General features: G+C 41.5%; 13 protein-coding genes. 7 read left to right on the top strand and 6 right to left on the bottom strand.

What is annotated here, in order from left to right; translation table 11 throughout:
• Nucleotides 1-9: 9 nt before the first annotated feature.
• On the bottom strand, nt 10-1,038 hold the full coding sequence (locus FTU22_RS03655; protein ID WP_180004766.1) for a lipase secretion chaperone: 1,029 nt from the start codon (nt 1,036-1,038) through the stop codon (nt 10-12).
• 153 nt (nt 1,039-1,191) lie between these two features.
• On the opposite strand from FTU22_RS03655, the gene truB reads away from it, so the two are divergent.
• From truB to FTU22_RS03640, 3 genes are all read left to right on the top strand, one after another.
• Complete coding sequence (truB, locus tag FTU22_RS03650) at nt 1,192-2,100, top strand: tRNA pseudouridine(55) synthase TruB (protein WP_180093202.1); 909 nt, start codon at nt 1,192-1,194, stop codon at nt 2,098-2,100.
• A 24-nt stretch (nt 2,101-2,124) separates the two neighbouring features.
• On the top strand, nt 2,125-2,898 hold the full coding sequence (locus FTU22_RS03645) for a TSUP family transporter (protein ID WP_180059151.1): 774 nt from the start codon (nt 2,125-2,127) through the stop codon (nt 2,896-2,898).
• A 135-nt stretch (nt 2,899-3,033) separates the two neighbouring features.
• Entirely contained in the window at nt 3,034-3,495 is a 462-nt protein-coding gene (locus FTU22_RS03640; RefSeq protein WP_078192502.1) for a hemerythrin domain-containing protein, read from the top strand.
• An 83-nt stretch (nt 3,496-3,578) separates the two neighbouring features.
• Here the strand turns inward: FTU22_RS03640 and FTU22_RS03635 are convergent, their stop codons facing one another.
• The 3 genes from FTU22_RS03635 to serA form a co-directional block, all read right to left on the bottom strand.
• Nucleotides 3,579-4,457, bottom strand: a complete 879-nt coding sequence (locus tag FTU22_RS03635; RefSeq protein WP_180093053.1) for a DMT family transporter — start codon at nt 4,455-4,457, stop codon at nt 3,579-3,581.
• A 220-nt stretch (nt 4,458-4,677) separates the two neighbouring features.
• Nucleotides 4,678-5,547, bottom strand: coding sequence for a DMT family transporter (locus tag FTU22_RS03630; RefSeq protein WP_180093051.1), 870 nt, complete (start codon nt 5,545-5,547; stop codon nt 4,678-4,680).
• 117 nt (nt 5,548-5,664) lie between these two features.
• Nucleotides 5,665-6,897: a phosphoglycerate dehydrogenase gene (gene serA, locus FTU22_RS03625; protein ID WP_180021554.1), complete on the bottom strand. Its 1,233-nt coding sequence runs from the start codon at nt 6,895-6,897 to the stop codon at nt 5,665-5,667.
• A 372-nt stretch (nt 6,898-7,269) separates the two neighbouring features.
• Here serA and FTU22_RS03620 point away from each other — a divergent pair, with 372 nt between their 5' ends.
• The 4 genes from FTU22_RS03620 to FTU22_RS03605 all read left to right on the top strand — a co-directional run bounded on the left by FTU22_RS03620 (nt 7,270) and on the right by FTU22_RS03605 (nt 11,947).
• Nucleotides 7,270-8,679 (top strand): FAD-binding oxidoreductase, encoded by a 1,410-nt coding sequence (locus FTU22_RS03620; RefSeq protein WP_180093049.1) that lies wholly within the window; start codon nt 7,270-7,272, stop codon nt 8,677-8,679.
• Between the two features lie 190 nt (nt 8,680-8,869).
• Nucleotides 8,870-9,241, top strand: a complete 372-nt coding sequence (locus FTU22_RS03615; RefSeq protein ID WP_180093047.1) for a hypothetical protein — start codon at nt 8,870-8,872, stop codon at nt 9,239-9,241.
• 344 nt (nt 9,242-9,585) lie between these two features.
• A complete protein-coding gene (locus FTU22_RS03610) occupies nt 9,586-10,467 on the top strand; it encodes a pirin family protein (protein WP_180093200.1) in 882 nt (293 codons plus the stop codon).
• Nucleotides 10,468-10,717: 250 nt separating this feature from the next.
• Entirely contained in the window at nt 10,718-11,947 is a 1,230-nt protein-coding gene (locus FTU22_RS03605; protein ID WP_180093044.1) for an MFS transporter, read from the top strand.
• A gap of 79 nt (nt 11,948-12,026) precedes the next feature.
• On the opposite strand, the gene FTU22_RS03600 is transcribed toward FTU22_RS03605, so the two are convergent.
• Nucleotides 12,027-12,326, bottom strand: coding sequence for a DUF3817 domain-containing protein (locus FTU22_RS03600; RefSeq protein ID WP_078189335.1), 300 nt, complete (start codon nt 12,324-12,326; stop codon nt 12,027-12,029).
• A gap of 142 nt (nt 12,327-12,468) precedes the next feature.
• The gene (locus FTU22_RS03595) at nt 12,469-13,038 is read right to left on the bottom strand and encodes a hypothetical protein (RefSeq protein WP_180093042.1); all 570 of its coding nucleotides are present in this window, start codon (nt 13,036-13,038) and stop codon (nt 12,469-12,471) included.
• Nucleotides 13,039-13,048: the final 10 nt, after the last annotated feature.

The raw sequence follows: 13,048 nt of genomic DNA, 5'->3' as shown, positions 1-13,048 counted from the left end.
TGTTTGCAGTTATTCTGCGAAAGGTAATTTTCCACCTTGATCATGCACAGATTCAAAGGTACTGACGCGGAGCTGATCTTCCTTCGATTTAAAATGTTGATTACGGAGTTGCTGCACCGCTTGTTGTTTCGCACTGTCACTCATATTGCTTTTCACAATGCTGTCACGCTCTGTGAGGTATTGATTTACGCTAGATTTCCAAGAGCTGCGCTGGCTGTCTAGATTTTCAAGGCGCTGAGTAGCTTCTGGACCCACTAAATTTAACCGCATTTGATGAATTTCTTCGCTTGAACCACCACGGGCTTTAATGTCTGCTGTGAGCTTGCGTAAATCTTCAAGTTTATTGATTTGTTCCAGATTTTCTTTCCAATCTTCTGGGAGTTCATCAAACAGGGCTTTTAGTTTTTTGGCTTTTTCTGATTCAGACAGTTTTTTGTCATTTACTACTTCCATCCGTTTCAGCGTGTATTCGTGATAAGTATTTTCCTTGCCAAATAAACCTTCAATTTCATAATCAGAAAAGAACTGTTTTCTTAAATTCTGGGTGCTGCTGTAGATCGAGCGATAGTATTGTGGTGATTCTTTGTCGTCGCTTGGTGGCTGTAAATGACCTAACTGTTCACGATATTTCATATAACGATCCCACAAATCATAAATTTGGGACAGCGCAGGTTCTTTATGACCTTGTGCAATGTAGGCTTTAAAATCCTTTTTAATTTGATCTATCGACTTTTCACCATACTGAGTAATGAAATATTCAAAGCAATTCCGTGTTTGTTCATTCACGATCAAACGGTTTGAACCATCCATACTGATTTGACAGTTAACTTCCGTGTCTTGTTGACTTGGACTGAGCAGCGAAGAACCGCTTGTTGCTTGAGCCGTAGCGGTTTCGCCCTGAGCTAAAGGCGTATTTTGTTGTTGAATCGATTGATCTGAAGGATCATTTTGTGATGCTTTTGGCGCAAGCCAATATATGAATGCAGCAACTGCGATAACGACCAAGGCTATGATGAGCCAAAGTTTATTTTTTTGCATATCCCAATGCACCTTTATTCCGTTTTTAATTGTTTTAGAGTTCTAAATGCGAACTCAATATGACATAAAACGCAGATAAAAACATAGAAAAGTTGTAAACGCTTAGCATGGATTGATACCATGGCGCAGTTCTCTTTTTGCCCTATTTTAGTCATGAAAAAAGCTTCTCCTAAGATTCAGCGTCGTCCTGTACATGGTGTATTTTTATTAAATAAGCCTTTGGGTATTAGCTCGAATGCTGCATTACAAAAAGTGCGTTGGTTGTATCGAGCACAAAAAGCAGGACATACAGGTGCGCTAGATCCATTAGCCTCAGGTTTATTACCAATTTGCTTAGGTGAAGCAACAAAGTTTTCGCATTTTTTATTGGATTCGACTAAACGTTATAAAACCACCGTCTTTTTAGGACACAGTACCACGACGGGTGATGTGGAAGGTGAAATACTATTAGAGCAAGCTGTTCCAACATTGACTGAAGAAAATATTCAAAATGTCTTGGCGCAATTTGTAGGGGATATTCAACAAATTCCACCGATGTATTCTGCGCTGAAAAAAGAAGGTCGCCCGCTGTACGAGTTGGCGCGTAAAGGCATAGAAATAGAGCGTGAAGCACGTCCAATTTCGATTTATGCCATCGAGTTATTATCATTTAATGAGAATAGTATTACACTCGACATCACCTGTTCCAAAGGCACATATATTCGTGTTTTAGGCGAAGATATTGCCAAAGCATTGGGTACTTTTGGACATTTAACCTATCTACACCGTATTCAAACGGGTCATTTTGATCTTAACCCCAGCTTTACCATTGAATATTTAGAGAGTCTGTCTGAAGCTGAGCGTGAAGCATTATTGCTGCCGGTGTATTCGCCTGTCGATCATTTCTGCAAAGTGCAAGCGCCGGAAGGTCGAGCTGAATATTTTAGTCGTGGAATGGAAAGTAATATTGAGCATGCTGCGGAAGCGCAGGTTTTGGTATTTGATGGTGAGCGTTGTTTAGGGCTGGCTGAAATTACAGACCGTAAACGTTTGGTGCCTAAGCGTGTGTTAAATCTAGAGTAGCTGATACAGCATTGAAGACTTCTTATGGACTTTGAAATTATTTTAAGCCTCTTATTTTTTGCATTTTTTGCCGGTGCAATTGATGCAGCAGTGGGGGGCGGAGGATTAATTCAAATTCCAGCCATAATGAATGCCATGCCGCACTTATCTCCGGCGACGGTGTTTGGCACCAATAAGTTGTCTTCGATTTTTGGTACAGCGTCAGCTTCCTATTCTTTTTTACGCCAAGTCAAACTCCGTTGGAAATTACTTGCGGTCATTGCGAGCTGTGCATTTGTTGCCTCCTTTGTGGGAGCAGCCTGTGTATCAATGATTCCAAAAGAAGTCTTACGTCCTTTCGTTTTGGTCATGTTGATCGTGATTGCGATTTATACCTTTGCCAAAAAACAATTTGGTCAGGTGCATGTACGCCAAGAACTGACTCCTAAAATCCTCGGTTTTGCCGCTATTGGTAGTCTGGTGATTGGCTTTTATGACGGCATCTTTGGACCTGGCACTGGCAGTTTCTTTATTTTCTTCTTTATTCGTTATCTACAAGCAGACTTTTTACATGCCTCTGCTTTGTCAAAAGTCGCCAACTTAACCACAAATCTAGCTGCACTGAGTTTCTTTGCGCCCACTGGCCATGTGTTATTTGCGATAGGCTTAATGATGGCTGTAGCAAATATTTTAGGCTCGATCGTTGGTGTACGTGCGGCAATTAAATACGGTAGTGGCTTTATTCGAATTCTATTTTTGATTTTGGTGAGTATTTTGATTGTACGGTTGGGTTATCAAACCTTTACGGGACAAGCATAAAACAAATCTTAACAGAGCGTTGCTGAATTCTGTCGCTGAAATGATTAGTATGAAAATAAGCGACTCGTTTGAGTTGTGGATAATAATTAAATTTCATAATACACAATTAGCTAAGCATCAGAGGTCATCACTACAATGAATATATTTGAAGCTTTACGCCAAAGTCATGAAAAGCAACGTGAACTTGCTGAAAAACTCATTCAAACATCAGGGGATACACCTGAGCGTCGAGATTTATTTGAGCTGCTCAAAAATGAGTTATTTGCTCATGCTGTTGGCGAAGATCGTTATTTTTACATCCCGTTAATGATGACTGATTCAGGCTTAAACATCACCCGTCATGCATTGGCGGAACATCATGAGATGGATGAATTATTAGAGCAACTGACGGAAACTGAATTTAGTAATCCAGGTTGGTTGGCAATTGCGAAAAAGTTATCTGAAACGGTACATCATCATTTGCAGGAAGAAGAACATGGCTTTTTTCAGCAAGCGGGTAAAATCTTAGATGAAAAACAAAAGGAAAGTTTAGCCAAACAATATTTGGCAGAATATAAAAAATACAAGAAGGCGGATAAAGACAGTTTGACGGGATAAATATTAGTGAGTTTTGAGGACAAATTCCAAATTAAAAAAGACGGCAGAGGCCGTCTTTTTGTTTCAACTATAAATATAAAAAATTAGTCTGATACGCTGCTCGGAGTATTGCGAGAGGAACGTAAAGTCACCCCGACGGACGCCAACATAATGCAGACTAAGGCCACCCATTGCCACGTCCCAATATTTTCGCCAAGCAGAACCATACCTGTAATGGCAGCTAATGCAGGCGACAAACTCGATAAAGTCCCATAACTAAGTTTACTGAGGATTTTCAACGCTTTTAAATCCAGTGCATAAGGTATGGCCGTGGCTAAAATCGCAATCAATAAGGCTTTCGGCCAATATTGGGTATCGAGTAGGGCGGGTGCATTGTTATATAGTCCAATTGGGAGCAAGGTCAGTGCGGACAGTGTGATGGCAATCGTTAGCGCATGCATACCAATATTTTGATGTACCACTTTTTGTCCAAAGAAAATATAGAATGCCCAACAGAGTCCCGCTGCTAAGGCACAGGCTGCCCCAAGTATTGAGAAATTACCATCATGAGCTTGTCCCCAAGGCACCATCAAGGTAATGCCTAAGATTGCTAAAAAGACCCAAATATAATCACTGCTGTTTTTAATGGATAACAATGCCAGACCCAAAGGGCCAATAAACTCTAAACCCACGGCAATGCCTTGTGGCAATTTACCCAGTGACATATAGAACAACACATTCATCAAACAGAGTGCCGCGCTATAGCAGAGCAGATCCCGCCATTTTAAAAAAGACAGCCGTTTTAAAATGTGCCATGAACGAAACATTAAACAGATAATAATTGAAGCAAAACAGAGTCGTAAAATGGTCACACTGAGTGGATCAAGCACCAAAAATAATTGCTTGGCGAATGATGCACTGATTTGATAGGAGATCATGGAAAGTACCATGAAAACGACTGCTAATAATTGTGAGTTTGGCATGCGGCACGCTGTGGTGGGGGGAACAAAGTACCCCAATTTTTAATTCTGCTCAGTATAGCGGTTAATATTGAATTATTGATGACTTTTCAGAGGCAGAAATGCAATTTGCAGGTTTTGAATTTAAAAAAATTGAATATAAAAAATCGTCTTTAAATCGCCACCATTTTTAAATTCAAAATAAAAAATGGAGATATTTTCAAAAGATTAAGGCGGTTTGAATTTAAATTGATTTGGCCTTTTGCGTGGTATAAGTACAGCCAATCGAAGCACTGATTATCACTGCCAATGCCAACCATTGTGTCCATAACAATTGTTCATGCAAAAAGATAAAACCCGAGAGAGCGGCAACAGCGGGTTCCAAACTCATAAGTGTACCGAAACTCAGCGCAGTCATGTTACGTAGCGCAATCATTTCTAGAGTAAAAGGTAAAGCACTAGCTAAGGTCGCAAGTGCAATAAAATACAGCAGACTACTTGGTTCAAACGCCTGTGCCGGCATACCTGCAAAGAGTGCGATGGGCATCAGAACACACATGCCGACGAACATGCCTAAGCAAACGGTATGATTGCCTGAGACCCCTGATGGTTTTTGACCTGCCACGATATAGAGTGCCCAACACGCACCTGCACCGAGGGCAAGCAAGATCCCAATTGGGTCAAGACGTTGTGCTGCTTGATCAAATGGAAACAGCAAAATTAGGCCTAGAATTGCAAGGCCGACCCAAATAAAGTCAAATTTTCGGCGTGCAGCAAATAGTGCGACACTGAGCGGACCAATAAATTCAAAAGACACGGCAATGCCGAGAGGTAGGCGATCAATGGACAAGTAAAACAGCATATTCATGCCTGCAAGCGCACAGCCATAGCTGATAATTGCAGACCATTTGACTTGTTTAAAATTGATTTGCCAAATTTTAAAGATGATCGCCAAGATTAATGCACCGAGCAGTAAACGCATCGCGGATACGGTCAGGACGGGAAACTGACCAAACAGGTACTTAGCGAACGAACCACTGCTTTGCATACTGATCATTGCAATAAGCAAGATCAGTGGTGCTTGTAGAGCAGGGGTAATTTTAAAATTTGGCATAGACTAAATTTGTTTCGATGACTCGAATAGCGGGAGATTGGCAAAAGCCAGATTTTAAAAGTCTACTACAATAAAAAAACCACAGCCCGAAGGCTGTGGCTTCAGTGTCTAATTAAATTAGAACAATACGCGAACGCGGATGGTACCTTCAACTTCGTGAAGTGTATCCAATGCTTCTTTAGATGCAGTTGCATCAACGTCCATCACAAGATAACCCACATCACCTTTAGTCATTAAAGACTGACCAGAAATGTTGATACCGTGTTCAGCAAACAAGTTGTTGATTTTTGAAAGCACGCCTGGCACGTTTTTGTGGATATGAAGTAAACGGTGTTTGCCTTCAGTCAACGGTAACGCGATTTCTGGGAAGTTCACTGCAGATAAAGTCATACCTTTATCAGAGTAAGCAACGAATTTTTCAGCAACCTCAAGACCGATGTTCGCTTGCGCTTCCATTGTTGAACCACCCACGTGAGGAGTCAAAATCACGTTGTCTAAGCCACGAAGTGGAGAAACGAATTCTTCACCGTTTGCTTTAGGTTCTTTAGGGAATACGTCTACAGCCGCACCAGCAATATGACCAGATTTGATTGCATCAGCAAGATCTTCAATGATGACACATGTACCACGTGCAGCATTGAGGAAGATTGCGCCTTCTTTCATTTGAGCAAATTGCTCTTTACCGAAGAAGTTACGTGTAGATGGAACGTCAGGAACGTGTAAAGAAACCACGTCTGCATTGGCAAGAAGTTCACCCATAGAACCGACTTGACGTGCATTACCCATTGGAAGTTTAGTTACAGCATCGTAATAAATTACGTGCATACCTAAACTTTCAGCAAGTACAGAAAGTTGCGAGCCAATCGAACCGTAACCAACAATACCTAAAGTTTTACCACGAGTTTCAAATGAACCAACTGCAGACTTGTTCCAACCACCACGGTGAGTTGAAGCAGATTTTGCAGGAACACCACGAAGTAATAGAATCGCTTCAGCAAGTACTAGTTCAGCAACTGAACGCGTATTTGAGTATGGTGCGTTAAATACTGGAATACCGCGAATCATTGCAGCATTTAAGTTCACTTGGTTTGTACCGATACAGAAACAACCCACAGCAATCAGTTTGTTCGCCGCTTCAAAAACTTCTTCAGTTAATTGAGTACGTGAACGAATACCAATGAAGTGAGCATCTTTAACCGCTTCTTTCAACGCTTCACCCTCAAGCGCAGTTTTACGGTAGTCAATGTTGGTGTATCCAGCAGCATTTAGAGTGTCGATTGCGTTTTGGTGAACGCCTTCTAACAACAAGAAACGAATTTTATCTTTAGGTAAAGAAAGATGTTGGCTCATTACGGCTCCGCTACAAAGGCCAAATTTAGTGCGCATATAATAGCATAGGAAGTCGCCTGATATACATTTCCTTTATGACTGACGTCATGGCTATTTTGGCGAATGATGAGTCAATATTTTTTAGATTTGGTCTAATTAACTTGGTCATATTCCTCGTGACATTTTGAAATCACGTTTTTCTTTGGGTTTTGTCAAAAAAAGCCCAGTTATAGCTTATAATGGTGCCGCTCAAAATCATCATGACCAATTCCCTGACATTTTGATGCGCTCTGTTTCAGGCTTTTTCCCTTGAAATATGCGTTACCGCAGTTTTGACTGAATGAAGTCTGGACCTTTAAAAAACTTGTTTACTTCTTGCAAGGTCTGAAAACGATGAATGCTCCAGTCGCTTTAACCCCAGAGTTATTGACCCAATTGACCGCTATTGTTGGCGAAAGCCGAATTAAAACCGATGCGGATAGTCTCCAAAATTGGGGTCGTGACCATACTAAGCACTTCGATCCAAACCCGTCGGTCGTCGTTTTCCCTTCAAGCACAGAACAAGTTCAACAAATTGTAAAACTTGCGAACCAATTTAATGTCGCGATCACACCAAGTGGCGGTCGTACAGGTTTGTCTGCGGGTGCTGTGGCTGCTAACGGTGAAATCGTGGTGAGCATGGAAAAGATGAACCAAATCTTGGAATTCTTTCCAGCTGACCGTATGGTTCGCGTACAAGCAGGTGTAGTGACTGAACAACTTCAGAACTATGCTGAAGAACAAGGCATGTACTACCCAGTTGATTTTGCATCTTCAGGTTCATCTCAAATTGGCGGCAACATTGGTACCAATGCCGGCGGTATTAAAGTGATTAAATACGGCATGACTCGTAACTGGGTGTTGGGCATGACTGTGGTTACTGGTAAAGGTGACATCCTGCGCTTGAACAAAGGCATGATCAAAAACGCGACTGGTTATGCACTTCAACACTTATTTATTGGTGGTGAAGGTACGCTAGGTTTAGTGACTGAAGCTGAAATCAAACTTGAACGTCAACCCCATGACTTACAAGTGTTGGTTCTCGGTGTGCCTGATTTTGATGCGATTATGCCTGTTCTACATGCCTTCCAAAAGAAAATCGACCTGACTGCATTTGAGTTCTTTGGTGAGCTTGCAATGCAAAAAGTATTGGACAATGGTCATGTACAACGTCCATTTGAAACACCATGTCCGTTCTATGTTTTACTTGAGTTTGAAGCACCATTTGAACCGATCATGGATGCGGCAATGGAAATCTTTGAACATTGCATGGAACAAGGTTGGGTACTGGATGGCGTGATGAGCCAAAGCTTAGACCAAGTACACAGCTTATGGCGTTTACGTGAAGACATTTCAGAGTCAATCGCACCGTTCACACCATACAAAAATGACATCTCAGTTTTGATTACACATGTGCCTGCATTTATTAAAGAAATTGATGCAATTGTGGAAACGAACTACCCAGACTTTGAAATTTGCTGGTTCGGTCATATTGGTGACGGTAACTTGCACCTAAATATTTTGAAACCTGCGGATTTAAGTAAAGATGAGTTCTTTGCAAAATGCCAAGTGGTGAACAAATACGTATTTGAAACTGTGAAAAAATATGACGGTTCAATTTCTGCAGAACATGGCGTGGGTATGACTAAAAAGCCTTACCTCGATTACACACGTTCAGCAGAAGAAATCGAATATATGAAAGCATTGAAAAAAGTATTCGATCCAAATGCGATTATGAACCCAGGTAAATTGTTCGATCTTTAATTTTTTAAAGACGATTGAAAACGCATCTTCGGATGCGTTTTTTATGGCTATAGCATGCTTTTTAGCCGCCTATGGATGAGAAACAGCACATTGATTTTGTGGACTGGACTACTTCTTTTACATTGCTTAAATAGTGTTTTGGACAAATGTTCGGCATGATAGGTCTGAATAATAAATTTGAGTTGCTTCTATGTATCGTTTAATTGCTGTGTCTGCATTGTGTGTGGGGATGTTGGCGGGTTGTGCGACAACGCAGAAAATTGTGTCTAAAGTCGGTTCTTCTGCTACGCCACTCGATCAGGTATTAAAAGAACGTCCTGATTTGCGTAAAGAGCTGTCGACTGTGGAAATTCGTCAGTACTTTAACCGTATTGAGTCGCCAAATGCGGGGCAGGTGAAAGTGACGGAAACGGGTTTGATGGATGATTCGGTGAAATCAATTCGTACTATTTATAGTTTTAGATTGGTGGATGGTGACTGGCAGCGTGTAAATACGCAAAAGGAATATCAGTGCCAACGTGGTAAAAATACTAAGACTTTCCAGTCGGCGAAGTGTCCTTAAATTATAAAAAGTTAAGGTCTAATTTTCTTATTAAATGTTCAGCATGACGGGGTCATTTCATTTTAAATTCGATGATTGGAGCTCGTATCTACTTTTGTTTCGGCAAAAGTAGCAAAACCATCTTTCATCCGCAAAACTCGTCAAATACCATCTTCAATTGTGTAGGTCGCAGAAACTTTACATATTGAATGTGTCCTGACTCGGACAGTTGCGGATGAGTTTCCGCGTATCTTAATTTTCATCCTAAACATAGAATATTCAATCCTAAAAATTTTCTCGTGAGTTCGTATAGTTTTTAATAATATTGAACCGAATTCAAATCATGATCAGATTTCAAATTTATGATGAAAACCCTCGCTTTTATTCACGTCAATGATTCAGGCTCACCTGTCGGTGACTTTGCACCAGTGACTTCAGTATTTTCCCATTATGAATTGGGAAATACGGTCTCGCCATTTTTATTGCTCGACCATTTAGGGCCTGGAGTGCTAAAACCAACCCAACTGAAAAAAGGCGTGTTGGAACATCCACATCGAGGCTTTGAAACCGTCACATTAGTGTTTAAAGGCGAACTTGAACATCATGATACGACTGGCGGCGGTGGTGTCATTGGAGAGGGCGATGTGCAATGGATGACTGCTGCTTCAGGCATTCAGCACGAAGAAGTTTTTAGCCAAGCTTTTGCACAGCGGGGCGGCGCATTTGAAATTTTGCAACTTTGGGTCAATCTGCCTACCAAAGATAAAATGAATCCTGCGCGCTATCAGAGCTTAGCCAAAGCCAGTATTCCAAAGATCAATTTAGCCCAAGATGCAGGTTATGTGCGGGTCATTGCAGGACAATATTTAACAGTCCAAGGCCCTGCAGAAACACACACACCCATGCAAGTATTTGATGTCTTTATTAAAGCAAATCAAAGCATCACACTACCTGCACAGGAAGGGGATACCACACTTGTATATTTACGCTCAGGCAAGCTGAAATTTACTGAAACAGATGAACCGTTAATTGCACAGCATATGGCAGTCATGTCGAGCCAAGGTGAAAATGTCGAATTGACGGTAGTCGAAGATAGCCACATATTGTATTTATCAGCGCAGCCTTTAAATGAGCCCATCTATGGGAGAGGTTATTTTGTGATGAATCATTTTGCAGAAGTCATGCAAGCCTATGAGGACCTAAAACAAGGTCGCTTTATCCAAAAAGCAGACAATGAAAAGCCATAAAAGTGGCTAGATAAAAAGACCAATACAACGCCAGCAAACACTGTTAAAATAGTCGGACTCAAACCGACAGATCGGTTCGTTGAAGTTCATTTTATCTCTATCTAGCGTCTTGTGAATACGACGCACATATGGCGGATATGCCGCAAATTCATTTTTAAAATTAATATTACAGTGCTCGTCATTGGGCTGAAGTGTCTCTCCCTATTTGTCATTTCAAGCTCGACAGCACACATTTGATATGTAGATAACAATGCAAAACGTACAAACCACAAAATTAAGTCGTGCCACCTTAATGTTTCCCTTGGCACTGGTTTTATTTGAATTTTCTGTCTATATCGGAAACGACTTAGTGCAACCCGCCATGCTTGCGATTACCCAAGAGTTTGGTGTGAGTAGTGCATGGGCACCCTCGTCGATGTCATTTTACTTATTGGGAGGTGCTTGTGTCGCTGCGATATTAGGGCCATTGTCAGACCGATTAGGCCGTAAAAAAGTCCTATTGGGTGGTGTAGCGTTCTTTAGCTTATGCTGTTTAGCGATATTGCTCACACATAATATCGAAAGCTTTTTAACTTTGCGTTTTTTACAAGGTTTTGGCTTGTCGGTTATTTCAGCCGTGGGCTATGCCGCTGTTCAGGAAACTTTTGAAGAGCGAGATGCCATCAAAGTCATGGCGATCATGGCCAATATTTCACTACTGGCGCCACTGATCGGACCCGTCCTCGGTGCCTTTATGATTGATCACGTGTCATGGCATTGGGGCTTCATAGGAATCGCATTTCTATCTTTTCTGAGTTGGTTTGGTTTAAAAGCCAAGATGCCGACTCAGCACATCAGCATTCCAAAGCAACCGGTGGGCTATATCATTGATGACTTTAAACAGGTATTAAAAAACAAACGCTTTTTGGCACTGGCACTGGGCCTACCGATGGTGGCAATGCCACTGATGCTCTGGATTGCGCTATCTCCGGTGATATTGGTGGAGCAGCTTGGACTGAGTAGTATGCAATACGGCATGGCACAGTTTCCTGTTTTGGGCGGGCTGATCATCGGTAATATTGTGCTGATTAAAATCATCGACAAATTGCCTCTAGGTCAGTCTGTGATGATCGGGCTACCGCTGATGTTACTCGGAACGAGCCTCGTGGTGATTGGGACGATGACTGAAAGTTATTTTCTGACATTGCTCATTCTTGGTATGAGTTTGGTCAGTTTTGGTGAAGGGATTAGCTTTTCTGTGCTCTATCGATTTGCCTTAATGTCGTCTGAAATGTCGAAGGGCACAGTGGCTGCGGCAGTGTCTGTGATCATGATGCTGACGTTCTTTGCCGTGATTGAAATCGTGCGTGTGCTGTATGAAAATTTTGGCCTTTGGGCCTATAGTTTGGCAGGATTTACCCTCATTATCTTGTGGTTCAGCCTACCACGCTTAGTGGTGCGAGATATTATGCGACAACGTAAATTGACGGGTGAATTTTAAATTCGAGTTCATGCCATCATAGAAAAAGCCCAATGCTGTGTAGAACAACATTGGGCTTTTTTATTTGCTGTATACCGTCTTAATTTGATGTTGCAGGTTGTTCTGCATTTTTTAATTTGCGATCGAAAATAAACGGGCCAAAAGGCAAAATCGATGCAATTAAGCCCATTAGAAATACGCTAAGCGACCATTTTTGCTTTTCACAGACCACAAATAGCACCACCAAGAAGGCGATAAACAAGACGCCATGTCCCATACCGACGTATTTGACCAATATTGGATTATCCATCAGGTACTTCATTGGCATAGCAATGAACAACAATAATAAAAAGGAGATGCCTTCGAGTAGGCCCACAAAGCGTAAGGTCTTGATATTCATGCGAAGTTTAAATTCAAAGTGATTTCAGCCTTGAGTCTACCTGAAAGCACTGCAGGAACGAAGCATTCCCGTTGAAATAATTGATCCGCATATTGAATCTAAGTTGATGTTTTTAAGGTTAATTCTGAGTCGTCTGCTCGGATTAATTTTCTAGATCCGCTAAGGCATCCTCAATTGAACCCTGATCAAATTCATAGTTACAGCCGAGTAAAATCATCGGGCTTTTTCCGGTCATTTCAGACAGGCTTAGTTTGTGATTGATGGCATGTAGATCATCCGTTTCAGCTTCCGTACGTAGGATTTTTTCACCACGGAAAAACGGCATATTGGCAAACATCGGATGCTGTTCAATACCATATTTTTGGGCAAATTTTTTCACATCGGCTTGGCGATAGATCGCGAATACTGCATTGGAAGACAGGCCAATTTCTTGGGTTGGCATGCCAAAAAATTCAACAGGCTGCTTATTTTTATAGATATAAATAAACGGTTGATGTGGGTCATCATGGCGTTTCCAACCCAATTGCCCCAAAGCCTTATCATAGTCGAGCAAAGTGTCATGGTAGGTGTCGTAATCGGCCTGACATTCCAAAATACGCTTCAAATCTTGTGCTGTCAGTGCTGCAAAAACAGAAGACGCAGCTAAACATGAGGTCGCCACAATCGTAGGTAATATGAGGCGTCTAAAACCTAAACTAAGCATTTTCATCATGAGTCTCAAA

It is taken from the genome of Acinetobacter sp. YH12076, assembly GCF_013419525.1.
Lineage (GTDB): Bacteria > Pseudomonadota > Gammaproteobacteria > Pseudomonadales > Moraxellaceae > Acinetobacter > Acinetobacter amyesii.
The sequence above is the reverse complement of the archived record's forward strand: the minus strand, read 5'-3'. Positions and strand labels throughout refer to the sequence as shown.